The 23,870-nt window shown below is 73.7% G+C and carries 23 protein-coding genes and 1 pseudogene; 11 read left to right on the top strand and 13 right to left on the bottom strand.

The genetic code is table 11. The features are described 5' to 3' along the window. Positions 1–53: 53 nt before the first annotated feature. Together N5I75_RS30870 and N5I75_RS30875 are read left to right on the top strand one after the other, a co-directional pair. On the top strand, positions 54–1,388 hold the full coding sequence (locus N5I75_RS30870; protein ID WP_476682863.1) for a hemolysin family protein: 1,335 nt from the start codon (positions 54–56) through the stop codon (positions 1,386–1,388). Then, on the top strand, positions 1,385–2,398 hold the full coding sequence (locus N5I75_RS30875) for a hemolysin family protein (protein ID WP_476682865.1): 1,014 nt from the start codon (positions 1,385–1,387) through the stop codon (positions 2,396–2,398). The genes N5I75_RS30870 and N5I75_RS30875 overlap by 4 nt, the downstream gene beginning before the upstream one ends. Before the next feature lie 5 nt (positions 2,399–2,403). Here N5I75_RS30875 and N5I75_RS30880 read toward each other — a convergent pair whose 3' ends face one another. Beyond that, a complete protein-coding gene (locus tag N5I75_RS30880) occupies positions 2,404–2,655 on the bottom strand; it encodes a holin (protein ID WP_476682867.1) in 252 nt (83 codons plus the stop codon). Between the two features lie 117 nt (positions 2,656–2,772). On the opposite strand from N5I75_RS30880, the gene N5I75_RS30885 reads away from it, so the two are divergent. After that, positions 2,773–3,546 carry an SGNH/GDSL hydrolase family protein gene (locus N5I75_RS30885; RefSeq protein ID WP_476682869.1) on the top strand — a complete coding sequence of 258 codons (774 nt, stop codon included), beginning with the start codon at positions 2,773–2,775 and terminating at the stop codon, positions 3,544–3,546. A gap of 92 nt (positions 3,547–3,638) precedes the next feature. Continuing rightward, positions 3,639–4,850, top strand: coding sequence for a Tat pathway signal sequence domain protein (locus N5I75_RS30890; protein WP_476682871.1), 1,212 nt, complete (start codon positions 3,639–3,641; stop codon positions 4,848–4,850). A gap of 52 nt (positions 4,851–4,902) precedes the next feature. On the opposite strand, the gene N5I75_RS30895 is transcribed toward N5I75_RS30890, so the two are convergent. Genes N5I75_RS30895 through N5I75_RS30915 form a run of 5 tightly spaced genes read right to left on the bottom strand, consistent with a single transcriptional unit; the run spans position 4,903 to position 9,466 of the window. Further along, positions 4,903–5,061 carry a hypothetical protein gene (locus tag N5I75_RS30895; RefSeq protein WP_476682873.1) on the bottom strand — a complete coding sequence of 53 codons (159 nt, stop codon included), beginning with the start codon at positions 5,059–5,061 and terminating at the stop codon, positions 4,903–4,905. After that, positions 5,058–6,557 carry a glycosyltransferase family 2 protein gene (locus tag N5I75_RS30900; RefSeq protein ID WP_476682875.1) on the bottom strand — a complete coding sequence of 500 codons (1,500 nt, stop codon included), beginning with the start codon at positions 6,555–6,557 and terminating at the stop codon, positions 5,058–5,060. The genes N5I75_RS30895 and N5I75_RS30900 overlap by 4 nt, the downstream gene beginning before the upstream one ends. Next, the gene (locus N5I75_RS30905; protein WP_476682877.1) at positions 6,554–7,312 is read right to left on the bottom strand and encodes a PHP domain-containing protein; all 759 of its coding nucleotides are present in this window, start codon (positions 7,310–7,312) and stop codon (positions 6,554–6,556) included. The genes N5I75_RS30900 and N5I75_RS30905 overlap by 4 nt, the downstream gene beginning before the upstream one ends. Further along, positions 7,309–8,355: an ATP-grasp domain-containing protein gene (locus N5I75_RS30910; protein WP_476682879.1), complete on the bottom strand. Its 1,047-nt coding sequence runs from the start codon at positions 8,353–8,355 to the stop codon at positions 7,309–7,311. Before N5I75_RS30910 ends, N5I75_RS30905 begins: the two co-directional genes overlap by 4 nt. Then, positions 8,348–9,466 (bottom strand): PIG-L deacetylase family protein, encoded by a 1,119-nt coding sequence (locus N5I75_RS30915; protein ID WP_476682881.1) that lies wholly within the window; start codon positions 9,464–9,466, stop codon positions 8,348–8,350. The genes N5I75_RS30910 and N5I75_RS30915 overlap by 8 nt, the downstream gene beginning before the upstream one ends. Positions 9,467–9,605: 139 nt before the next feature. Here N5I75_RS30915 and purB point away from each other — a divergent pair, with 139 nt between their 5' ends. Together purB and mug are read left to right on the top strand one after the other, a co-directional pair. Continuing rightward, positions 9,606–11,045, top strand: a complete 1,440-nt coding sequence (purB, locus tag N5I75_RS30920) for an adenylosuccinate lyase (RefSeq protein WP_476682883.1) — start codon at positions 9,606–9,608, stop codon at positions 11,043–11,045. Next, positions 11,042–11,638 (top strand): G/U mismatch-specific DNA glycosylase, encoded by a 597-nt coding sequence (gene mug, locus N5I75_RS30925; protein ID WP_476683142.1) that lies wholly within the window; start codon positions 11,042–11,044, stop codon positions 11,636–11,638. The genes purB and mug overlap by 4 nt, the downstream gene beginning before the upstream one ends. 7 nt (positions 11,639–11,645) lie before the next feature. On the opposite strand, the gene N5I75_RS30930 is transcribed toward mug, so the two are convergent. From N5I75_RS30930 to N5I75_RS30945, 4 genes are all read right to left on the bottom strand, one after another. Next, positions 11,646–12,449, bottom strand: a complete 804-nt coding sequence (locus N5I75_RS30930; protein ID WP_476682885.1) for an SAM-dependent methyltransferase — start codon at positions 12,447–12,449, stop codon at positions 11,646–11,648. 96 nt (positions 12,450–12,545) lie between these two features. After that, complete coding sequence (locus tag N5I75_RS30935; RefSeq protein WP_476682887.1) at positions 12,546–12,965, bottom strand: hypothetical protein; 420 nt, start codon at positions 12,963–12,965, stop codon at positions 12,546–12,548. A 68-nt stretch (positions 12,966–13,033) separates the two neighbouring features. Next, positions 13,034–13,777, bottom strand: a complete 744-nt coding sequence (locus tag N5I75_RS30940) for an ABC transporter permease (RefSeq protein WP_476682897.1) — start codon at positions 13,775–13,777, stop codon at positions 13,034–13,036. Between the two features lie 5 nt (positions 13,778–13,782). After that, positions 13,783–14,709, bottom strand: a complete 927-nt coding sequence (locus tag N5I75_RS30945; RefSeq protein WP_476682899.1) for an ABC transporter ATP-binding protein — start codon at positions 14,707–14,709, stop codon at positions 13,783–13,785. A 108-nt stretch (positions 14,710–14,817) separates the two neighbouring features. Here N5I75_RS30945 and N5I75_RS30950 point away from each other — a divergent pair, with 108 nt between their 5' ends. The 3 genes from N5I75_RS30950 (at position 14,818) to N5I75_RS30960 (ending at position 18,161) form a co-directional block, all read left to right on the top strand. Further along, on the top strand, positions 14,818–16,035 hold the full coding sequence (locus N5I75_RS30950; RefSeq protein ID WP_476682901.1) for a sensor histidine kinase: 1,218 nt from the start codon (positions 14,818–14,820) through the stop codon (positions 16,033–16,035). 191 nt (positions 16,036–16,226) lie between these two features. After that, positions 16,227–16,877, top strand: coding sequence for a response regulator (locus N5I75_RS30955; RefSeq protein ID WP_476682903.1), 651 nt, complete (start codon positions 16,227–16,229; stop codon positions 16,875–16,877). A 129-nt stretch (positions 16,878–17,006) separates the two neighbouring features. After that, a complete protein-coding gene (locus tag N5I75_RS30960) occupies positions 17,007–18,161 on the top strand; it encodes an ROK family transcriptional regulator (RefSeq protein ID WP_476682905.1) in 1,155 nt (384 codons plus the stop codon). A gap of 268 nt (positions 18,162–18,429) precedes the next feature. On the opposite strand, the gene N5I75_RS30965 is transcribed toward N5I75_RS30960, so the two are convergent. Both N5I75_RS30965 and sigJ read right to left on the bottom strand, forming a co-directional pair. Then, positions 18,430–19,191: a GntR family transcriptional regulator gene (locus N5I75_RS30965; RefSeq protein WP_476682907.1), complete on the bottom strand. Its 762-nt coding sequence runs from the start codon at positions 19,189–19,191 to the stop codon at positions 18,430–18,432. 351 nt (positions 19,192–19,542) lie between these two features. Further along, positions 19,543–20,427, bottom strand: a complete 885-nt coding sequence (gene sigJ / locus N5I75_RS30970) for an RNA polymerase sigma factor SigJ (RefSeq protein WP_476682909.1) — start codon at positions 20,425–20,427, stop codon at positions 19,543–19,545. Between the two features lie 133 nt (positions 20,428–20,560). Between sigJ and N5I75_RS30975 the strand changes: the two genes are divergently transcribed. Then, positions 20,561–21,391 carry an alpha/beta fold hydrolase gene (locus N5I75_RS30975; RefSeq protein ID WP_476682911.1) on the top strand — a complete coding sequence of 277 codons (831 nt, stop codon included), beginning with the start codon at positions 20,561–20,563 and terminating at the stop codon, positions 21,389–21,391. Positions 21,392–21,427: 36 nt separating this feature from the next. Here the strand turns inward: N5I75_RS30975 and N5I75_RS30980 are convergent. Continuing rightward, positions 21,428–22,264 (bottom strand): annotated as a pseudogene (locus tag N5I75_RS30980) (DMT family transporter); the annotation flags it as partial. 98 nt (positions 22,265–22,362) lie between these two features. Between N5I75_RS30980 and pdxR the strand changes: the two are divergent. Then, the gene (pdxR, locus tag N5I75_RS30985; RefSeq protein ID WP_476682913.1) at positions 22,363–23,793 is read left to right on the top strand and encodes a MocR-like pyridoxine biosynthesis transcription factor PdxR; all 1,431 of its coding nucleotides are present in this window, start codon (positions 22,363–22,365) and stop codon (positions 23,791–23,793) included. The last annotated feature ends 77 nt before the right edge of the window (positions 23,794–23,870 follow it).

Consider the following 23,870-nt stretch of genomic DNA (forward strand, 5'->3'; position numbering starts at 1 on the left):
CGCGAGCGCGCGTCACTCCCCGCCCTGGCCGATCATGGGACGGAGGTGACCCGATGACCGAAGTGCTACTGCTCGCCGTCGCAGTGCTGCTCTCGCTGGCCTGCGGCGCTTTCGTCGCGGCGGAGTTCTCGCTCACCACCGTCCAGCGCGGCGACCTCGAAATGGCCGCCGAACGGGGTGAGCGAGGCGCCACCGGCGCCCTGAAAGCCGTACGGAACCTTACGTTCCAGCTCTCCGGCGCCCAGCTCGGCATCACCGTCACCAACCTGGTGGTCGGCATGCTCGCCGAGCCGTCCATCGCCGTGCTCATCGCCGGTCCGCTGGAGGCGGTCGGCATCCCGCGCTCGGCGTCCACGTCCGTGGCGCTCGTCCTCGGCACCGCCCTGTCGACCGTCTTCCTGATGGTCGTCGGCGAGCTGGTGCCGAAGAACTGGGCGATCTCCTCGCCGCTGGCCGTCGCCAAACGGGTGGCGACGCCGCAGCGCTGGTTCAGCGCGGCGTTCCGCCCGTTCATCACGCACCTGAACAACACCGCGAACCGGCTCGTCCGCCGCTTCGGCATCGAGCCGACCGAGGAGCTGGCCTCCGCGCGCGGACCGCAGGAGCTGATGGCGCTCGCCCGGCACTCCGCCAAGGAGGGCGCCCTGGAGGCGGACACCGCCGAACTGTTCGTCCGCACGCTCAACCTGGCCGACCTGACCGCCGAGAACGTGATGACGCCCCGCGTCCAGGTCATGGCCCTCGACGTGCAGGCCACCTGCGAGGACGTGGCGAACGCGACCCGCGCGACCGGCCTGTCCCGCTTCCCCGTCTACCGCGGCAACCTCGACTCCGTCGTCGGCGTCGCGCACATCAAGGACATCCTGGCGGTGCCCGCCGGACAGCGGCCCCGCAAGCGCGTCTCGGAGCTGCTGCGCGAGCCGCTGCTCGTCCCGGAGACGCTGACCGTGGACCGGCTGCTCGACCGGCTCTCCGGCAAGCGCACCATGGCCGTCGTCATCGACGAGTACGGCGGCACCGCGGGCGTCGCCACCCTGGAGGACATCGTCGAGGAGGTCGTCGGCGAGGTCCGCGACGAGCACGACCCGCACGAGACCCCCGACATCGCCCCCGCCGGCACCGACGAGGACGGCCGCACCCTGTACTCGGCCGACGGCGCCGCCCGCACCGACCAGCTCGCGCGCGTGGGGCTGCGGGTGCCGGACGGCCCGTACGAGACGCTGGCCGGGCTCGTCGCCGCCGAGCTGGGCCGGATCCCGGACGTCGGCGACCGCGTCGAGGTCACCGGATGGCGGCTCGACGTCGTGGACGCGCAGGGCCACCGCGCCGCCCGCGTCCTGCTCCACGCACCCCTCACCACCACCCCGCACGAGGAGGAGGCCCGATGACCGCCGTCCAGTTGCTGATCGGCCTGGCGACCCTGGTCGTCAACGCCTTCTTCGTCGGCGCCGAGTTCGCGCTGATCTCCGTACGCCGCAGCCAGATCGAGCCCTACGCGGAGGAGGGCAACCGGCGGGCGCACAGCGTCCTGTGGGGGCTTCAGCACGTGTCGGCGCTGCTCGCCGCGGCGCAGCTCGGCATCACCCTGTGCACCCTGGTGCTCGGCGTCGTCGCCGAACCCGCCATCGCGCACCTCCTGGAGCCGCTGTTCGACGCGGTCGGGGTGCCGCACGGCCTGGTCCACCCGATCTCGTTCGTGATCGCGCTGACCGTGGCGACGTATCTGCACATGCTGCTCGGCGAGATGGTGCCGAAGAACATCGCCCTTGCCGAGCCGGTGCGCTCCGCATTGCTGCTCGGTCCGCCCCTGGTGGCGCTGGCGCGGGCGCTGCGCCCGGTCATCTTCACCATCAACGCCTTCGCGAACACCCTGCTCAAACTGTTGCGTGTGGAGACGAAGGACGAGGTCACGGCCACGTTCTCGGACGACGAACTGGCCCGTATGGTCAAGGACTCCTCCGAGGCGGGCCTGATCGACGACCGGGCGCAGGAGCGCCTGCACGACGCGCTCGAACTGGGCCGGCGCCCCATCAAGGACGTCGTCCTGCCGCTGGAGAAGGTCGTCTACGCGCGCGTGGGCGTCACTCCCGAACAGCTGGAGGAGCTGTCGGCGACGTCCGGCTTCTCCCGGTTCCCCGTCGTGGACCAGGGGCGGCGCATCGTCGGCTACCTGCACGTCAAGGACGCGCTGGACGCGATGCCGCGCGATCTGCCGTTCCGGGTCCCCGACATGCGCTCCATCGCGCGCGTACGGGAGACGACGCCGCTGGACGACGTGCTGACCGCCATGCGCGGCAGCCGTACGCACGTGGCGGCGGTGCTCGGCGCGGACGGGCGGCTCGCCGGGATGGTGACCATGGAGGACGTGCTGCGGGAGCTGTTCGGCCAGCCCGCCTGAGCGGTTCAGGGGGTGCGCGCGGGCCCCGCGTCCTCGGTCGGTGTCTCCAGGATCCCGGGGCCGCGCGCGCCGACCTCCGCCGTGCCGACGGCGGTGAGGACCGCCAGCACGGTGGCGAGGCCCGCGGTGCCGAGCGCCGCGGGCCAGTCCACGTCGAGCAGGTTCGTCGCCCCGGCGACGAGGACGGCGGCCAGGGCCTGCGCGAAGGTCCGGATGGCACGCTCGGCGGTGGCTTTCCAGAAGGACGCGGTCCACATGGTGTTCTCCCCCGTGTGCTGACGTATGCGACGACGTTCTCGGCATACCGCCGCAGGGGGCCGCTGCCCAGACCTCCCGCGCGAGCCCCGGAGCGCCGGGATACGATTTCCGACGCCATGCAGACGAATCCCCACTACACCAGCCTTGTCGCGGTCGGCGACTCCTTCACCGAGGGCATGTCGGACCTGCTGCCCGACGGTTCCTACCGCGGATGGGCGGACCTGCTGGCCGCCCGGATGGCGGCGCGGACGCCCGGCTTCCGGTACGCGAACCTCGCCGTGCGCGGCAAGCTCATCCAGCAGATCGTCGACGAGCAGGTCGACGTGGCCGCCGCGATGAAGGCGGACGTCGTCACGCTCGTCGGCGGCCTCAACGACACCTTGCGGCCCAAGTGCGACATGGTCCGCGTCCGGGACCTGCTCACGGAGGCCGTCGAGAAGCTCGCCCCCTCGTGCGAGCAGCTCGTCCTGATGCGCAGCCCCGGCCGCAACGGCCCCGTGCTCGAACGCTTCCGCCCGCGCATGGAGGAGCTGTTCAGCTGCGTCGACGAACTGGCGGCGAAGCACGACGCGCTCGTCATCGACCTGTACGGGGTGCCGGTCCTCGCCGATCAGCGGATGTGGGACGTGGACCGGCTGCACCCGACGGCGGAGGGCCACCGCCGCATCGCCGAGGCCGTGTGGCAGGGCCTCGGCTACGAGGCCGAGGACGAGTGGCGGACGCCGCTGGACACCGCGGTGCTGCCGAACTGGCTGGCGCGGCGCGTGGCCGACGCCCGTTTCGCCAAGCAGCACCTGGTGCCGTGGATCGGGCGCAGGCTGACCGGCCGCTCCTCCGGCGACGGGCGCCCGCCGAAGCGCCCCGAACTGGCGCCCTGGGCGCAGGACTGACCGGCCCCCTGCGCCGAGCACGCGCGCATACCACGGGACATCATGGCTGAATGCCCCCTATGCCCCCTACGCGCCCTCGGTCCCGCGGGCACATGAGCCGGCGCGTCTTCACCCTGCTGCTCGCGGGCTGCGCCATGAGCGGCACCGCGGGCGCCACCGGCGGCTGCTCGGCGGACGGCGCCGACGCGGCGGACGACGCCGTCGAGCGGGCCTACACCTTCCTGGACCGCCGCGTCGACGAGGCGGCGGGCCCGCACCAGGGGCTGCCGCGCAGCTACACCGGCGGCCGCATGGCACAGCACCACTCCGCCATCGCCTTCACCTACGACGTGGCGGTCATGATCGTCGCGTACTGCGAGCGCGGCCGGGACGGCGACCTGAGGCGGGCCGACGCGCTGGCCCGTACGCTCCTCGCCCTCCAGGACCAAGACAGCGAGGGTGACGGCCGGCTGCGCCAGTCCTACGTCTCGGGCAAGGTCCCCGCCGGGCAGAGCGTGCCCGGCACGGCCGCCGCAGACTCCTTCACCGGCACCTCGGCCTGGGCCGGGCTCGCACTGCTCCGCGCCCACCACGGCACCGGCACGGCCGCCTACCGCACCGGAGCGCTGCGGACGGCCCGCTGGATCGAGGAGCACACCCGCGACGGCCGGGGCATCGACGGGTACACGGGCGGCCTCACTTCCGGCGGCACAGAACTCCGCTGGAAGTCCACCGAGCACAACATCGACGTCACCGCCTTCTTCCGCGCCCTGGCGGACACCACCGGGGACGGCGCCTGGCGCACCCGCGCCGACACGGCCGCCGCCTTCGTGGACGCGATGTGGGACGAGGGACAGGGCGCCTTCTGGACCGGCACCGGCACGGACGGGAAGACCGTCAACCGCTCACCCGTGCCGGAGGACCCGCAGACCTGGTCCTATCTGGCCACCCGCGACGCCCGGCACGCGCGTTCGCTCGACTGGGCGCTGAAGAACCTGGCCGCGGAGGACGGCGGGTTCAGCGGGGTGTCCGTGAGCGACGCCGACACGTCGAAGGTGTGGTGCGAGGGCACCGCCCATCTGGTGTGCGCGCTGCGGGCGCGAGCGGGCAGCGGCGACGACGAGCGGGCCGGACGCCTGCTGAAGTCCCTCAGGGCCGCCCAGTCCGGCGCGCCGAACGCGGACGGGTTCGGGCTCGTCGCGGCCTCCTCGGACGGCCTGGACACGGGCGACGGCGACAAGCTGTACGCCAGTCTGCACACCGGGACGACAGCGTGGTTCGCGCTGGCGGCGCGGGGCGACAACCCCCTCGTACCGGACCGGTGAGTATCAGGACCGGTGAGGTTCAGGACCGGTGAGGATCAGGACCGGCCCGGGGTCAGAGCAGCCAGCGCCACCGGGCGACGAGGAGCGCCAGGATCACCAGGACGACCACCAGCTCCCACCAGAGCAGCCGCCGGTCGCCGCGCCGGTCCTGGCGGGTCAGGTCGCGGGTGCGGCGCGTCAGGTCCGCGCGCGGGTCGTCGTCTCCGGTCATGATCCGGCCGCCACCTTTCCGGTCTTCTCGGTCTTGTCCCAGCGCAGCTCCGCGTGGCGCATCTCCTGGACGAACGCGGCGACCAGGCAGGCCGCGAGGAGCGAGCCGTAGCCCGCGAGGTGCAGGAGCGGCGGGGCCAGCCGGCGCAGCCGCGTGCCGGTGAGCAGCTTGGCGCCCCACGCGATCGGCATGGAGAGCGCGAGCCACGCGTAGACGATGATCATGACGATGTGCACGGAGCCGTCGGCGGGCAGCAGCCCCGAACGTTCGAGCAGCGGCATGAAGATGCCCGGCAGAGCGGTGATCACGAGGATGGCGGTGGCGATCGCCCCGGGGTAGATCAGCGCCTCGAACCAGCTGCGGCGGAAGGTGGCCGGGTCGATGACGGCGCAGAGCAGCGTGATCAGCAGGTAGCAGACGAGGTTGATCACCCAGAGCAGATGGAACAGCGGCCAGGCCCGGTCGTGGTCGGTGAAGTACAGGAACAGCAGCGACGCCGAGCACAGCACGAGCAGGACGGGCGTGGCGAGCAGCGAGAACCAGATGAGGCCGAAGAGGACCGAGCCGAGCCGGTGGTGCTCACCGCGCGCCGAACGGCCCCGGAACCAGATGTCCTTGTACCGCTTGGTGACCTGGAGGTTGCCGCGCGCCCAGCGCAGCCGCTGCTTCCACAGTCCGGCGAGGTCGGCGGGTTCCTCCGCGAGGACGGTGGCGCAGCCGTCGAACTCGACGCGACGGCCGCCCAGTTGCGTCTCGAAGGTGGTGACGGTGTCCTCGGCGAGGGTGGTGGTGTCGACCTGGCCGCCGATCGCCTCCAGGTTGGCGCGGCTGTGCAGTTGGGCGCCGCCGGCGAGGCAGGCGACGACGCCGAGGACGTTCTGGGCGCGGCGGGCGGCGGCCTGGGCGGTGATGTACTCGTAGGCGATGTAGCGGGTGAGGTAGTTGCCCTGCTTGCCGCTGCCTTCCTTGATGTAGGCGGTCACGGCGCCCACGTCCGGGTCGGCGAGGTGCCGGGTCATCCGCCAGAGCGCGTCGCCGTCGAGGACGACGTCGGCGTCCATGATGAGCACCGCCTCGGCCCAGTCGTCGCGCAGGACGTGGGCGAGGCCGTGGTTGAGGGTGTGGGCCTTGCCCTGGCCGCCGTTGGCGCGCCGCAGGTGCGTGACGTTGGCCGGGTAACGGCTCTCCAGGTCCCGCATGACCTCGGGCGTCCCGTCGGTGCTGCCGTCGTCGATGACGACGACGCGGAGCCGGTCGTGCGGGTAGCGCAGCGCGAGGAGTCCTTCGACGGAGGCGGTGAGGACGGGCGCCTCGTTCCAGGCCGGGATCAGGACGGCGGTGCGCGGCAGGTACGGCTCGTCCTGGTCCTCGTACAGGTGCCGGAAGCGCTGGAAACCGATGAGGAGGAACTGGACCACGGCGGTGACCAGCGGTACCGCGCCGAGGAAGACGATGACTTCGGCGACGGTGTGCAGGACTTCCCCGAAGGTGTTCACGGCGCCTCCCCCGCGGCCCCGCACCGTGCTTCCGTGTCGGCCAGCGCCTGCGACACCCAGGGGAAGACCCCGACGGCCCCGGCGCGGTGCGCGTCACTGCCCGCGGCGATCCGGACCCCGGCGCGGGCCAGGAGGGCGGCGGTGCGCGGGGCGGGGCAGCGCCACTTCTCGTTCAGCTCGACGGCGATGTCGTGGGCGCGGCAGGCGCGGGCCAGCGGGGCGAGGAGGGCGGCGTCGAGGTCGGCCTCGTCGAGCCCCGCCTTGGGGACCACGCTGAACAGGTGGGCCAGGTGGGCGGAGCGGCCCGCCGGGATCCGGCCCACGGCGCGGGTCGTCGCGAGGACGAGCATCTCCAGCGCGGCGGCGCGGGTGAGCGTGCCCGCGTCGAGCCTCTCGCGCACGGTCTCCGGGTGTGCGGGCCCGTCGGGCGTCGGGAAGCGGTGGTCGGCGACGGCGATGTGGTCGATGCCGGTCAGGTCGTCCGGCAGGTCGATCCGCCCCTCGGTGTCCATGATCTTCGCCTCGACACCGCAGACCAGGTGGACGGGTGTGCCGGCCCTGGCGGCGCGGACGGCGGCCACGTAGTGCGGCAGGTAGGCCGTGTCGGCGCGTACGTGGTCGGTGAGGACCAGGGTGTCGAGGCCGGCCGCCTCGGCGGCGGCGACGACCCGGTCGAGCGGGTCGTGGCCGTCGGAGAAGTCGGTGTGGGTGTGCAGGTCGGTGCGGAGCACCGGGTGGGCGTGGGGCGCGTTCATGCCGACCCGTCCCCCTCCCCCGGGCGCGCTTCGCGTACGTCGCCCATGTCGCCCAGCTCGGCGGGGTGCAGGACGACGTCCTGCCAGTGGCGTACGACGGCGGTCTCGCGGTGCTCGATGCGTTCGGGCAGGACGGCGCCGAGGAGACCGGCGACGGCCCAGCCCGGCATGTCCACGCCCGCGGCGACGGTGAGGGAGAGGCCGCCGGGCGGGCGCGGGTTGACCTCAAGGAGGGCGGGTTTGCCGTCCTTGTCCTCGCGGACCTGCACGTTGAGGACGCCGCGCAGCCCGAGCGCGCGCACGGTGTCGGCGGCGAGCGCGGACAGTTGGGGCACGCGCAGGACCCGGCCCGCGACCACGATCCCGGAGTCGGTCTTGTCGCGGGCGCGCGGCACGGCGGCGACCACGCGTCCCGCGGTGTCGGTGAGCACGTCGACGGAGTACTCGGTGCCGGGCAGCAGCTCCTGCACCAGGTACGAGCCGTCCTGCGGGAGCCGGGTGAGCGCGGCGGCGTCCTCGACACGGGTCACGCCGCGCGACCCGGAGCCGGTACGGGGTTTGGCGAAGGCCGGAAAGCCCCCGGTGTAGGCCCCCGCGTCCGGGCCCACCAGTGCGGAGACCGGCACGCGCACCGCGCCCTCGCACGCCTCGGCGAGCCGCCATTTGTCCAGGCAGGTCTCCAGGGCGGGTACGGACGGGACCAGGACGCGTACGCCCTCGGCCGCGAAACGGTCGGCGACCCGCGACAGGGCCACGAGTTCGGCGTCCACGGTCGGGACCAGGACGTCGACGGCGTACCTGCGGCACAGGGTCAGGACGGCGTCGGCGAAGGACGGGTCGTCGCCGGGCGGCAGGAGCAGGCGGTAGGCGCGGGGCACGAGGTACAGGCCCGCGCCGTTGGGGTCGATGTCGGCCGCGTACCGCTCCGCCCTGCCGTCGAGGGCGCGCAGGAAGCAGACGCCGGAGGGGCCGCCCGCGCCCGTGACGAGGACGCGCGGCGGGCGGCCGAGGGGCGCGGCGAGGTCGGGAGCCCGGTCAGACATGATCGGCCGGGAAGTGTCCGAGCGGGGCTGCGTCACGGATGACCTCCAGAGGTTCGGCGTAGCGGGCCTGGGAGAAGCGGCCCCAGTAGCGGACGGTGGAGCGCAGGAGGTCCTCCTCCAGGTACCAGCGGCTCGCGGCCTGGGAGCCGTGGGCGTTGATCGCCGAGAGCTTCGCCGCCACGTCGGACTCGCTCAGGCCGATGAAGCGGGTCGGGTGGTAGGCGACGGTCGCGGAGGGCGACTGGTAGCAGGCGAGGCGCTGGACCCGGCGGCAGGCCACGAGGGTGGCGCGGTGCACGGCGCGGTGGTCCTGGTGGGTGTCGCTGTCGGAGTGGACGAGCACGACGTCCGGGCGGGTGTCGGCCACGGTGCGCTCGATGGTCTGGACGGTACTGCTGTCGTCGGCGATGCGGCCGTCGGGCAGGTACTCCATCACCAGGCGCGCCCCGAGGACCTCGGCGGCGCGGCGGGCCTCCTTGCCGCGCTGCACGGGGTCGCCCCCTCCCGCGCCCTGGGACAGGGTCAGGATGGTGACGTCCCAGCCCTCGTCGACGCGGCGGTGGATGGTGCCTCCGGCGCCGATCTCGACGTCGTCCGGGTGGGCGCCGACGACCAGCATGTTCACCTTCTCCGGGCGGGCCACGGCGGGCCTGCTGTGCAGGGCCCGGGTGACGGCCGCGACGAGGAGGCCGGGGTCGCCGCGCTCCACCATGTCGGCGGCGTGGCCGCGCAGGGCGGCGACGGCGCGGCGGGTGGTCGGCGCGTCCTCGGCGACGACGACGGGGACGAGCGGGTGCTGCGCGTACCAGCGTTCCAGGAAGGCGGTGAGGGCGTCGTCGCCGCCGGTGAGGCCGGTGTCCCAGACGGCCACGTCCCACACCGCCGCGCCCGGCGGCGGCGTGCGCCCGGCCCGCAGGAACTCCTCGGGGGACCCGACGACGGTCACATGCGTGGCGCCGTGCGCCCGCAGCATCACGGCGGCGGCCGACGCCGCCCGCTCGTCGTGGTCCGCCAGGAGGAGGTTCTTGCCCGCGAGCAGGGGCTGGGCGTCGTGGGCGGGAGGGCTCCAGTCGCCACTTCCGAGCCCGGACACAAAGGGCATTTCGGACATATGAAACACCTTACAGTGACCTGTCCCACACCCCGCCAGAGGCGGACGGCCTGCCTGCCCGCGGGACCTGTGACCTGTACGTTCCTCCAGCGCACCGATGGTGCGGAGCCTGTAGGGACGCCCGGTAAACTCCCTCCACGTGACTGCGCCTGCCAAGCCCCGTATCCCGAACGTTCTCGCCGGACGCTACGCCTCCGCCGAGCTCGCCACCCTCTGGTCGCCGGAGGAGAAGGTGAAGCTGGAGCGCCGCCTCTGGCTCGCCGTGCTCAAGGCCCAGAAGGACCTCGGGATCGAGGTGCCGGACACCGCGATCGCCGACTACGAGCGCGTGCTCGACCAGGTCGACCTCGCCTCGATCGCCGAGCGCGAGAAGGTCACGCGGCACGACGTGAAGGCGCGGATCGAGGAGTTCAACGCCCTCGCCGGGCACGAGCAGGTCCACAAGGGCATGACCTCCCGCGACCTGACGGAGAACGTGGAGCAGCTGCAGATCCGGCTCTCCCTCGGACTGGTCCGCGACCGCACCGTGGCCGTCCTCGCCCGCCTCGCCAAGCTGTCCGGCGAGTACGGCGAGCTGGTCATGGCGGGCCGCTCGCACAACGTCGCCGCGCAGGCCACCACGCTCGGCAAGCGCTTCGCGACCGCCACCGACGAGCTGCTCGTCGCCTACGGCCGCGTCGAGGAGCTGCTCGGCCGCTACCCGCTGCGCGGCATCAAGGGCCCGGTCGGCACCGCGCAGGACATGCTCGACCTGCTCGGCGGCGATGCCGACAAGCTGGCGGACCTGGAGCAGCGGATCGCCGCCCACCTCGGCTTCAGCCAGGCGTTCACCTCGGTCGGCCAGGTCTACCCGCGCTCGCTCGACTACGAGGTCGTCACCGCGCTCGTGCAGTTGGCCGCCGCACCGTCCTCCACCGCGAAGACGATCCGTCTGATGGCCGGGCACGAGCTGGTCACCGAGGGCTTCAAGCCGGGCCAGGTCGGCTCTTCGGCGATGCCGCACAAGATGAACACCCGCTCCTGCGAGCGCGTCAACGGCCTCATGGTCATCCTGCGCGGCTACGCCTCGATGACCGGCGAGCTGGCGGGCGACCAGTGGAACGAGGGCGACGTCTCCTGCTCCGTGGTCCGCCGTGTGGCGCTCCCCGACGCGTTCTTCGCGCTCGACGGCCTGCTTGAGACGTTCCTGACGGTGCTCGACGAGTTCGGCGCGTTCCCCGCCGTCGTCGCCCGCGAACTCGACCGCTACCTTCCGTTCCTCGCCACCACCAAGGTGCTCATGGCGTCGGTGCGCGCGGGCGTGGGCCGCGAGGAGGCCCACGAGGCGATCAAGGAGAACGCGGTCGCCTCCGCCCTCGCCATGCGCGAGCAGGGCGCCGAGCGCAACGAGCTGCTCGACAAGCTGGCCGCCGACGCCCGCATCCCGCTGGACCGGGCGCAGCTCGACGAGCTGATGGCCGACAAGCTGTCGTTCACGGGCGCCGCCGCCGGCCAGGTGGCGCAGGTCGTGGCGCGCGTCGAGGAGATCGTGAAGCAGCACCCCGAGGCCGCCGGTTACGCCCCCGGGGCGATCCTCTGACCCGGCCGACCCCCGCGGAGCTCGAGGCCGCTCGCGACCGTCTGGTACCGGACGTCGCCGCGAGCGGCCTCTCCGTGCTCTTCTGCGGCATCAACCCGGGCCTGATGTCGGCGGCCCTGGGCCAGCACTTCGCGCGGCCCGGCAACCGCTTCTGGCCCGTCCTGCACCTGTCCGGCTTCACCCCGCGCCGTCTGCGCCCCGACGAGCAGGAGGAGCTGCTCTCGTACGGGCTCGGCATCACGAACGTCGTCGCACGGGCCTCGGCGCGGGCGGACGAGCTGAGCCCCGAGGAGTACCGGGAGGGCGGCCGCGTCCTGGAGGAGAAGGTCGCCCGGCTGCGGCCCCGCTGGCTCGCGGTCGTCGGCGTGACCGCGTACCGGTCGGCGTTCGCCGATCCGAAGGCGAAGATCGGCCCGCAGGAGCGGACGATCGGCGGCGCCCGGGTCTGGGCGCTGCCGAACCCCAGCGGGCTCAACGCGCACTGGACGACGGAGACGATGGCGGAGGAGTTCGCGCGCTTGCGGGTGGCGGCGTCCTCCGCTGACTCCGGCCCCTCCCCCGACCCCGGCCCCTCCCCCGACCCCGACCGGTAGCCGGCGGTTACGGCTTGCGGGCCACGACCCCGAACTGGGCGACCAGCGGGCCCTCCTCGCCCTCCGCCGCGCGCCAGCGGGCGCAGGAGACGAGCCCGGGTTCGACGATCTCCAGACCGTCGACGAAAGCGGCGACCTCGGCACCGGTGCGGGCGGTGATCGGGGGCGTCGCGTTCTCGTTCCAGAACTTCATCGCCGCCTCGTTGCCCTCCCCGCCCAGTTCGAGGGTCGGGTGGGTGAGCACGACGTAGCTCCCCGACGGGATCGCCTCGACGAGCCGCCGCACGATGGAGGTGGCCTCGTCGGTGTCGACGACGAAGTTCAGGATGCCGAGGAGCATGACCGCGACGGGCTTCTCGAAGTCCAGCGTCTCGGAGGCGGCCTTCACGATCGCGCGCGGGTCGCGCGCGTCCGCGTCCACGTAGTTCGTGGCGCCCTCGTCGGAGCTGGTGAGCAGCGCGCGGGCGTGGGTGAGCACGATCGGGTCGTTGTCCACGTACACGACGCGCGCGTCCGGGGCGATGCGCTGGGCGACCTCGTGCGTGTTGTTCGCGGTGGGCAGGCCCGTACCGATGTCGAGGAACTGGCGCACGCCGGCCTCACCCGCGAGGAAGCCGACGGCGCGGCCCAGGAAGGCGCGGTCGGCGCGGGCGACCTCGCCGATGCTCGGGTACATGGACGTGACCATGGAACCGACCTGCTCGTCCACCTCGTAGTGGTCCTTGCCACCCAGCCAGAAGTTCCACACGCGGGCATTGTGGGCGATGTGACTGGCGATCCGCTCCCCGGGCTGCGCGCCGTCGTCGCTCATGTGCTCTCCATAGGGTGTCGGGCGGCCTGGCGGGCCGGGCGTGGTCCAAGATCCCATGGTGGCACGTGAGTTCCGTGTCGGGCACCCCGGGCGGGATCACGGCGGGGCGACGTCCGTGACGACCGCGAGGAGCTGGTACGGCTGGTCCTCGCCCTGGCGGGAGACGGCGAGGGCGACCCATCGCTCGCCGACGCTCCACAGGTGCAGGTCCTGGGCGCAGGCGCTGAGCCAGCCCCAGGGCTCGGGTATCTCCTCCCCCTGCTCGGCGCCCCGGATGTGCACGCTCCACAGACTCAGCCGGTACGGCTCTCCCCAGCGCCCGGTGAGCAGCGCGGTCAGACCGTCCCGGTCGGCGTCCGCCTGAGCCTCCGCCAGATCGCGCGCCCCGCCCCGCTCGGTCAGCCCCGCCATGACGAACCCGGGGCCGCCCCAGCCCGCGACGGACCCGCCGTGGTCGTCCGGGAAGGGGTCGGCCCACAACTGGTCGATCGTCGCGAGTTGCTCCGCGATGTTCATGCCTTCCAGTAAAGCGGCCACCACTGACAACGGGCCGACGGGCCGTCAGTCCCCGTGCGGCACCGGGCCTACGCGTCCCTGCGGCGCACGGCCCACCATCCCGCGAGCTGGGCCGCGGCGGCCCACAGCGCGGTCACGGCGAGCCCCGTCCACGGCCCGAGGTGGCCCACCGCGTCCTGGCGCAGCACCTGTTGGCCGGCCCGGTCCGGCAGGAAGTCGGCGGCGGCGCCCGCGACGTCGCCGACCACGAACGACACGACGAGGAGGAACGGGACGAGGATGCTCAGCACCGCCACCGCGCTGCGCAGCACAGCCGCCAGCCCCGCCGCGAAGAGTGCCATCAGCGCGAGATACACCCCGCCGCCGAGACAGGCCCGCAGCGCGCCCGGGTCGCCGAGGTGGAGCGCGTCGGGCCCCATGAAGGACTGCCCGGCGAGGAACGCCCCGAAGGTGGTCACGGCGCCGACGACGAGAGCACACCCCCCGACCACCGCCGTCTTCGCGCCGTAGAGCAGGGTCCGGTCCGGAACCGCCGCGAGGGACACCCGCAGCGCACCGTTGAGGTACTCGCAGGACACCGCCGTGGCGCCGAAGGCGAGCGCGGCGATCTGCCCGAAGTTGAGGGCGTAGAAGGCGCCGAGAAGCAGGTCGTCGCCGGTCTCGGCCTCGGCGCGGCCCACGGTCGCGCAGACGAGGACCGTGACGGCGACGGTGACGACGAGGACGGCGAGGAGCGAGCCGAGAACGGCCCGCAACGACCTGATCTTGATCCACTCGGAGTGCAGGACGGCGGCGACGGACACCGTGGACATGGCGGTCAGACCTCCTGGAAGGGGTGGGCGGCGGCGAACTCGGCGTCGGCGGCCGTCAGGGCCAGGTAGGCGTCCTCCAAGGACGCGGACTCGTCGGCGAGTTCGAGGACGGGGATGTGCTCGGCCGCCGCCAGGGCACCCACCTCGGCGGCGGTCGCGCCGGCGACGGTGCGGCGGCCCTCTTCGGCGGGCGTGAGCGTGTGGCCCACGCGCGCGAGGGCGGCCGCGAGCCGCTCCGGCTCCGTGGTGCGCACCCTGACGCGCCGCGCGCTGTGCGCGGCGATGAAGTCCCCCATCGTCGCGTCGGCGAGCAGCCGTCCGCGGCCGAGGACGACGAGGTGGTCGGCGAAGGTCGCGGTCTCGTTCATGAGGTGGCTGGAGACCAGTACGGTGCGTCCCTCGCGCGCGAGGTCGCGCAGCAGCGCACGCATCCAGACGATGCCTTCGGGGTCGAGGCCGTTGGACGGTTCGTCGAGCAGCACCACGGCCGGGTCGCCGAGCAGCGCCGCCGCGACCCCGAGCCGCTGCCGCATCCCGAGCGAGTACGTCTTCACGCGCCGCCCGGCGACCGCCGCGATGCCGACCTGTTCGAGCACGTCGTCCACGCGGCGTACGGGGATGCGGTTGGCGGCGGCGAGGACACGGAGGTGAGCGCGGGCCGTACGGGCGCCGTGCGCGGCCTGCGGGTCGAGCAACGCGCCGACCGTGCGCAGCGGTTCGTCGTACGCGGCGTAGGGGCGGCCCCCGACGAGCACGCGCCCGGAGGTGGGCCGGGCGAGGCCGAGCGCGAGACGCATGGTGGTGGACTTGCCCGCGCCGTTCGGGCCGAGGAAGCCGGTGACGCGGCCGGGCCCGACCCGGAAGGTCAGCCCGTCCACGGCGCGCGTGGCACCGTACTCCTTGGTGAGGTCCTGGACGTCGATGCTGGTCATGGCAGCAGCGTGGCCGGTCGACCGGGCCTTGGTCCTCCCCCGCCCGTGGGGACCGTCTCCCCCGCGCGGGGGAGCCGTCGGCGCCGGTGCGGCTGGCACGATGACCGCATGCCCGGCCTCCTCGCACCTTTGACGCGCACGGTCACGTACACCCGCTGGCTGCATCTGCTGTGCGCCGCCGTCCTCGCCTTCGTGTGCGGCGCGGTCTATCCGGGTCTCTCGTCGCCCTCCCCGCGCGCGTGGGTCCTCGTCTACGTCGTTCCCGTACCGCTGCTCGTCCTCGCGGCCATGGTGCCGGTGGTCCGGCGCGCGGAGGGGCTGCAGGCGCGGCTGATGCTCTTTCCCGGCGGCCACGCGCGCGTGGCGGGCGACGGCGCGGAGAGCGGCGTCTCGGTCACCCCGTCGGCGTCCTGGCGGGACCGGGGCAGGACGGCGGCGTGGCTGGTGCTGCGGCTGTTCCTGGGGCTCACCGTGGCGCTGCTGACCGGGCAACTCGCCGCCGCCGTCATCGAACTGACGGGTGCGGCGGCAGGGCGCCCGGTCAGCACGGTCTCCCTGCTGCCGCTGCCCGCGTCGGGCCTGTGGTGCGCGCTGCTCGTCCCCGTCGTCCTCCTCGTCCTGCTGTACGTGGTCGACGGTGCGGGCCGGCTGTCGGCGCGGGCCGCCGGGCTGCTGCTCGGCCCGTCCGCGGCCGAGCGTCTGGCCGCCCTGGAGGAGCGCACCGAGCGGCTGCTCGAACGCAACCGCATCGCGCGGGAGCTGCACGACTCGCTGGGCCACGCGCTCACGGTCGCGGTGGTGCAGGCGGGCGCGGCGCGGGCGGCGGGCGACCCGGAGTTCACGGACCGGGCGCTCGCCGCCGTCGAGGAGACCGGGAGGGCCGCGCTGGAGGATCTGGAGCGGGTCCTCCTCGTCCTGCGCGAGGCGGAGCAGCCGGTGCGCGGACGGCCCACGCTGCGCGAGGCGGACCGGCTGCTGGACTCGGCGCGGGCGTCCGGGGCGACGGTGGACATGACCGTGGAGGGCCCGCTGGAGACGGTTCCCGGGCCCGTCTCCCGGGAGGGTTACCGCATCCTCCAGGAAGGGCTCACGAACGTGCTGCGGCACTGCGGCACCGTCCCGGTCCGGATCGCCCTCACCGTCGCCGACGGACGGCTCAGCCTGGACGTCCGCAACGACCTCCCGGCGGGCGCGCCGCCCGCGGCCGGCGGCACGGGGAGCGGGCTGCGCGGGGTGCGGGAGCGGGCGGCGCTGCTCGGCGGACGGGCCCGCACGGGGGCGGTGGGGGGCGAGTGGCGGGTGCAGGTGGAGTTGCCGGTGGCGTGAGCGGAGGGGGTCGTGTGGTCCGCGTGGTCGTGTGCTCTGCGTAGTGCGCGTGGTCTGTGTAGTGCGCGTGGTCTGCATGGTCGGTCTGGCGCGCGTGGTCTGCCTGGTGCGCGTGGTCTGGGTGGTGCGCGTGGTCTGCCTGGTGCGCCCGCGCCGTCTGGTCCGCGGAGGCGTGGCCTAACCTGAGCCGCGTGCCGATCACCGTGCTTCTCGTCGACGACGAACCCCTGGTCCGCGCCGGGCTGCGCGCCGTCCTCGCGGCGCAGCCCGACATCGAGGTGGTCGGCGAGGCCGCCGACGGCGCGGCCGTCGTCCCGCTCGTGCGCGAGCTGCGCCCCGATGTCGTCGCCATGGACGTACGGATGCCGCTGCTCGACGGGATCGAGGCCACGCGCGCGGTGCTGCGTGCCGTGGAGCGGCCGCCGAAGATCGTCGTCATCACCACCTTCGAGAACGACGAGTACGTGTACGGGGCGCTGCGCGCGGGCGCCGACGGGTTCCTGCTGAAGCGGGCGCGGCCCGCCGAGATCGTGCACGCGGTGCGGCTCGTCGCGGCGGGCGAGTCGCTCCTCTTCCCGGCGGCGGTGCGCAAACTGGCCGCCGAGTACGGCAACGCGTCGGCGCGGGCAGACCTGGAGCGGGCCGCGCTGACCGAGCGGGAAGCGGCCGTGCTGCGGCGGATGGCGCGCGGCCTGTCGAACGCGGAGATCGCCGCGGATCTCGTCGTCGGCACCGAGACCGTCAAGTCGCACGTGAGCGCCGTGCTCGCCAAGCTCGGGGCCCGTGATCGCACCCAGGCGGTGATCGCCGCCTACGAATCCGGTTTCGTCGCGCCGGGCTGAGGGGCTCTCGTCCGTTTTGGCCGTGCCCGTGTGAGCATTCGTCGCCACATGAGTGCACCCGACTCTCGCCGCTGCCGGTCGCGGCGAGTACCATCCGGCGAACACGCGCAACTGCTGGGAGGACGGACGTTGGGGCAGCTGACCGGCGGGGATCCCTCTCTGCTCAGGCGGATCAACTCCGCGGTGGTGCTGCATGCGCTGCGCTCCGCGGATTTCGCGACGCTCACCGAGATCACCCGGGTGACGGGCCTCTCGCGGCCCACCGTCGAGGGCGTCGTCGAGGGGCTCATCGAGACCGGGCTCGTCGTGGAGACGACCGTCGAGGAGCCCGGCGCGCGGCGCCAGGGGCGGCCCGCGCGGAAGTTCCGCTTCCGGGCCGAGGCGGGGTATCTGCTCGGCCTGGAGATCGGCCCCCACCGGGTCGCGGCGGTGCTCTCCGCGCTCGACGGGCGCATCCTCGGCTCGGCGTCCAAGGAGGTCGACGAGGCCGCGCCCGCGGAGGAGCGCATCGAGCGGCTGCGCGGGACCGTCGCGGATCTGCTGCGGCGGGCCGGTGTCGCGCGGAGTTCGCTGCGCGCGGTCGGTGTGGGCAGCCCGGGCATCGTCGAGGCCGACGGGACGGTGCGGCTCGGAACGGCGCTGCCCGGGTGGACCGGGCTGCCGCTCGGGGAGCGGCTGCGGCGCTCCTTCAAGTGCCCCGTGATCGTCGAGAACGACGCCAATACCGCCGCCGTGGCCGAGCACTGGAAGGGGGCGGGTGTCGAGTCCGACGACATGGTGTTCGTCCTCGCGGGGCTGAGCCCTGGCGCCGGTGCGCTCATCGGGGGGCGGCTGCACCGGGGGTACGGGGGTGCCGCCGGGGAGATCGGGGCGCTGCATCTGCTGGGGCGCGGGGTGCGGCCCGAGACGCTGCTCTCGACCACGGACGAGCCGCTGCATCCGCTGGACGAGCAGGCCGTCGCGGAGGTGTTCGCGCTGGCCCGCAAGGGGGACGAGCGGGCGCAGGCCGCGATGGAGCGGTTCATTCAGCGGCTGGTGCACGACGTCGCGGCGCTCGTGCTTGCGCTCGATCCGGAGCTGGTGATCGTGGGCGGGTGGGCCGCGGGGCTCGACGGGGTGCTTGATCCGTTGCGGCGGGAGCTTGAGCGGTACTGTTTGCGGCCGCCCCGGGTTGCGTTGTCCCTGCTTGGGGAGGCGGCTGTGGCGACTGGGGCGTTGCGGCTGGCTCTGGATCATGTGGAGGCGCAGCTGTTCGCCATGGAGGGGGCGGTTACCTCTCGGTGAGCGCGGGAGTGACTGCCCGGCCGTCGCCGTTGGCGGCCTCCTGTTGTGTGTGGCTGAGCGCGCAGTTCCCCGCGCCCCTGGCGGGGCTGGTGAGCAGCCCGGTCCGATGCCTGCGCCCCGCGCACCCTACGCGCGCGTGACTGCCCCGTCTTCGCCGTTCGCGGCCTCGCGTTGTATGTGGCTGGGCGCGCAGTTCCCCGCGCCCCTGGCGGGGCTGTGATCAGCCCGGTCCGATGTCTGCGCCCCGCGGCCCTGGCCGGGGCTTTCTTCAGGACGCCCTTGTTGTCGGCGTGTGGTGGATTTCCACGCCTGGGGTGTCGCCGAAGGTGAGGCGGCAGGTGTCTGCCCTGTATGTGGCCAGGGAGACCGCCGCTGTGTCGCCCTCGCTGAAGTAGCGGGTCGTGACGACCAGGACGGGGGCGCCGGGGAGGCGGTCCAGTTCCTTGGCGTCGTCGGCTCGGGCCGAGCCGAGTTCGACGGCGCGGTCCTGTCCGTCGAGGCCGAAGCGCTGGAGTTCGCGCAGGACGGCACGCGCGCGGGCGGCGCCGGACGGGGCGTCTATGGCGGTGAGGTCCGGCACCGAGGCGGACGGCACGTAGAGCAGCTCGGCGGCGACTGGCTGGCCGTGCGAGACGCGGGTGCGGCGCAGGACGTGCACGGTCTCGCCGGGCGCCGTGCCGAGCATCTCGGCGACCGCGGCCGGCGGCAGCGCGGGCGTGCAGTCGACGGCCTGCCACGCGTCCCCGCTGGCGCCGGGCCAGTCCTGGTCGGTGGAGGCGACGGCGACGCCCATGCGGGGCGGCGCGACGGTGGTGCCGACACCGCGGCGACGCTGGAGGCGTCCTTCGAGTTCGAGCTGTTCGAGCGCCTGGCGGAGCGTGGCGCGGGCGACGCCGAAGCGGGCCGCGAGATCGCGCTCGTTCGGCAGGATCTCCCCGACGGCGAACTCGGAGTCGAGCGCCTCGCTGAGCACGGTCTTGAGGTGCCAGTACTTCGGCTCCGGTGCCGCTTCCAACTGCGTGGTCCCCACCCTGTCCTCCGCAACAGCCGTGTCCCGGCGGCTTTTTAGCGCCCTTGTTTATTAAAGGTTCCTGCACTAACTCTGCGAGAGTAGGGCCGCCTCCGAACTTGGTCAAGACCAATCCTCGGTCGGTTACCGTCCGCATGGGCGCTCTGCCGCAGAGCGTTCATGGAGGGCCGCACTCCGTTCACGAGGCGTTCGCACAGCAGGAGCACGGCAGGAGCACAGCAGGAGCACGGCAGGAGCACAGCCGGACCACAGCGGGGCCACCGCCGGACCACGGCAGCGGGGCCACCGCACAACGGGCGAGGCCCGCCGGTCACCCTCGACCGGCGGGCCTCGCCCCGAACCTTCCGACCGCTACACGAGCGACCGCAGCTTGTCCGGGTTCCGCACGATGTAGATGTGCTGCACCTTGCCGTCGACGATGCCGAGCTGGAAGACGGCGTCGACCTTGCCGCCGTCGAGCACGAGCAGTCCGACGCCGCCGTTGAGCTCCATGAGGCGGAAGTCGAACCATTCCGCGCCGCCTTGCCGCGAGGCACCCGCCACGAAGCGGCCCACCTTGTCGGCGGTCTCGATGACGCGCACCGGGGCCTTCGACTTGCCGCCGCTGTCGCCGACGAGGCGCACGTCGGGGGCGAGCAGCGCCATGAGCCCGTCGAGGTCACCCTCGGTCGCGGCGGCGAGGAACCGCTCGGTGAGGTCGCGCTGTTGTGCGGGGTCGACGTCGAAGCGGGGCCGCCGCTCCTCGACGTGCTTGCGCGCGCGCGTGGCGAGCTGGCGCACCGCGGCCTCGCCGCGCTCCAGGATGGCCCCGATCTCCGCGAACGGCAGCCCGAACGCCTCGCGCAGCACGAACACGGCGCGCTCCAGCGGCGAGAGCGACTCCAGGACGACGAGGACGGCGAGCGACACGGTGTCGGCGAGCACGGCCTGTTCGGCGGTGTCGGGGACGGTGGGCCCGAAGTCGGTGACGACCGGCTCGGGGAGCCAGGGGCCCACGTAGGACTCGCGCCGGGCCTGCGCCTGGCGCAGCCGGTCGACGGCCAGGCGGGTCGTGACGCGCACCAGGTAGGCGCGTGGTTCGCGCACGTCGGACCGGTCGGCCTGGGACCAGCGCAGCCATGCGTCCTGGACGACGTCCTCGGCGTCCGCGACGCGGCCCAGCATGCGGTAGGCGACGCCCATCAGAACGGGGCGGTGCTCTTGGAAGACGTCGATCGCGGTGTCGGTGGCGGTCACGCTCCCATCCCAACCCGGCGGAGTGCGCGCTGTCCAGGAGGAACCGCCACGTGTGAGTGTTCTCCCTCTTGAACTGGCCGCTACCGGGCGGTAATTGTTGCTGACAGGGTGTCTAAGGAATGGAGCGAGCGACATGGCGGCACAAGCGTCCTTCAGCATCGAGCGGCCCGGCGGCCCGCGCACGGTGACCCTCGCGTACGAGCGCGCGGGCGCCGGTGAACCGCTGCTCCTGCTGCACGGCATCGGCCACCACTGGCAGGCGTGGCAGCCGGTCCTCGACATCCTGGCCACCGAGCGGGACGTCATAGCCGTCGATCTGCCGGGGTTCGGCACCTCTCCCGCCCTGCCCGACGGATGCGCGTACGACCTGATGTGCGTGGTGTCCGTCCTGGCCGGGTTCTGCCGCGAACTCGGCCTCGACCGGCCCCACGTGGCGGGCAACTCGCTCGGCGGCCTGCTCGCCCTCGACATGGGCCGCGAGAAGCTCGTCCGGTCCGTGACCGCGCTCTCCCCCGCCGGGTTCTGGACGCAGGCCGAGCGCCGCTACGCCTTCGGCACGCTGCTCGCGATGCGCCAGGGCGCGCGGACGCTCCCGGTGCCGGTGGTCGAGCGGCTGTCCCGGTCGGCCGCCGGGCGCGCCGCGCTCACCGGCACCATCTACGCGCGCCCCGGGCGCCGTTCACCGGAGGCCGTGGTCGCCGAGACGCTCGCGCTGCGCCACGCGACCGGGTTCCACCAGACCCTCGCCGCCGGTCGAGACGTGCTCTTCCGCGACGACATCCCCGAGATGCCGGTCACCGTCGCCTGGGGCTCGCGCGACCGTATCCTGCTGCGCCGGCAGGGCGTCCGCGCCAAGCGGGTCCTGCCCGGCGCCCGCCTCGTCAGGCTGCCCGGCTGCGGCCATGTCCCGATGAACGACGACCCGGCGCTCGTGGCCCGCGTCATCCTCGACACCAGCCGCTGACCGCCGCCGGAACGCCCCCGAGCCCAGGGCGACGCCCGCGCCCACGAGCGCGCTCCCGACGCCCTGGGCGAGCCCGTACGTGCCGGAGCCGACCAGCGGCGCGGTGCAGGCCGCGGCGACCGGGATGAGCCCGGAGAAGAGCGTGGCGCGCTCGGCGCCGATCCGCTGCAGGCCCCTGTACCAGCAGACGAAGCCGATCACGGTGACGATCACGGCCTGCCACACCAGGGCGGCGGCCTCCTGCCCGTCGGGCACGCGCAGCCAGGACGCGCCGTCGAGGACCAGGCCGACGACGGCCGCCTCCGCCGCGGCGATCCCGCAGACCACGCAGGCCAGCAGCCGTGGGCCGAGGGGGCGCAGCACGGGGACGGCGAGCACGGCGAAGCCGACCTCGCCCGCGAGCGCGCACACCGAGAACGCGATGCCGACGGCGTCCGTGCGGCCCCATCCCTGCACCGTGAACGCCCCGGCGGCGACGAGCAGGGCCCCGTACAGGACCGTCCGTTGCGGCCGTCGTCCGGCCGCGAGCGGCACCAGGACGGCGACGAGCACGGGCGCGCACCCCACGAAGACGCCGGGCACCGCCGGTTCCGCCGTCCGTTCCGCCGCCAGGATCGCGAGGTTGAAGCCGACCATGCCGACGGCCGCGAGCAGGGTGAGGCGTGCCCACTGGCGCGGGGTGAGGCGGCGCAGCGGGGCCGTGCCGCCGCGGCCGAGCAGGGGCAGGAGAAGCAGGCAGGCTGCTCCGTAGCGCAGGAACTGGCCGCCCGCGTACGGGTAGTCGCCGAGGAGGCTGTTCGCGGTGAAGGAGCCGCCCACCAGGACGCACGCGAACGCGGCGAGCAGGGAGCCGTTGAGGGACGTGGTCTTCATGGCGTCGACGCTAGGAGCGGCAGTGGTCCCGTTGGAGGTCCACTCAGGGACGGCGTTCGGGGACCAATGGGAGGCCGGTCGGATTAGGGTCCGTGCGTATGACGTCGCCGCCCGATGCTCCGTCCGCCGCCTGGGAGTTGCTGCTGCCCGCCGCTTCCGCGCCGCCACGCGCGCGTGGGCGCTCGTTGCGGGAGGCGCTGCGCGCGGCGGTGCGGTCGGGGCGGCTCGCGCCGGGGACGCGGTTGCCGTCGAGCCGGGATCTGGCGAAGGACCTCGGCGTCTCGCGCGGTCTCGTCACCGAGGCGTACGAGCAGCTGACCGCCGAGGGGTATCTGCGCAGCGGGCGCGGCGCGGGGACCTGGGTGGGCGAGGTGGTCAGGGCCGCCGCTCCCGGCGCCCGGGACCTCGCGCCGCGCCCCGCCGCCGACGTACGGGCGGACTTCGTGGCGGGCAGCCCGGACCTGTCGCTGTTCCCGCGCCCGGCGTGGGCGGCGGCGCAGCGCGGTGTGCTCGCCGGTCTCCCGCACGCGGGCCTGGGGTACCCGGACCCGCGCGGGCTGCCCAGGCTGCGCACGGCCCTCGCCGAGCTGCTCGCGCGACGGCGCGGGGTGGTGGCGGACCCGGAGCGGATCATCGTCTGTTCCGGCGTGACGCAGGCGGTCACCCTGCTCGGGATCGTGCTCCACGCGCGCGGGCAGAGCGCCATCGGGGTGGAGCGTCCTGGCAGCCCGCAGTACGAGGAGCTGTTCGCGACGGCGGGGCCGCGGGCGGTGCGGCTGCCTCTGGACGACGAGGGTCTCGCCATGGGCCCGCTGCGGGAGTCCGGGGTGCGGGCGGTGGTCACGACGCCGTCGCACCACTTCCCGTCGGGCATCGCCTACTCGGCGGAGCGCCGTGCCCGACTCCTCGCCTGGGCGCGGGAGGTGGACGGGCTGATCGTGGAGGACGACTACGACGGGGACTTCCGCTACGACCGCGCCCCCGTGGGCACGCTGCAGGGTCTCGACCCCGACCATGTGGCGTACACGGGTTCGGTCAGCAAGGCGCTGGTGCCGGGGCTGCGGCTCGGCTGGCTGATCGTGCCCGACGGGCTCGCCGACGAGATCGTGGCGCGCAAGCGGTACATGGACCTCGGCAATCCGGCGCTCGACCAGGCGGTCCTGGCGCGCTTCGTCGAGCGCGGCGACCACGACCGGCAGCTGCGCCGCTGCCAGCGCGCCTACAAGGAGCGGCGGGACGCGCTGGTCACCGCCCTCGCCGAACACCTGCCCGGCACCGAGATCTCCGGGATCGCCGCGGGCCTGCACGCCATCGCCACGCTGCCGGCGCGCTGCGGCGCTTCCGAGGACGCCCTCGTGGCCCGCCTGGCGGCGTACGGCGTGGCGGTGCGCCCGCTGGGCCACTACGGCGGCGACGCGCCCGGCGACCGGGTCTCCCTCGTCCTCGGCTACGCCCATCTGGCACCGGCCCGTATCGCCGAGGGCGTCCGTCTCCTGGCGCGCGCTGCCCTCGCGGAGAGCGCGCGATGACGCGCGCCCGGTTCCACCGGCGCGCTGTCGGTTGTTCACTTGGGGTTCGTGTGCGCGCTGTGGGGGCGCAGTTGGGT

The organism is Streptomyces sp. R818, from assembly GCF_056172735.1.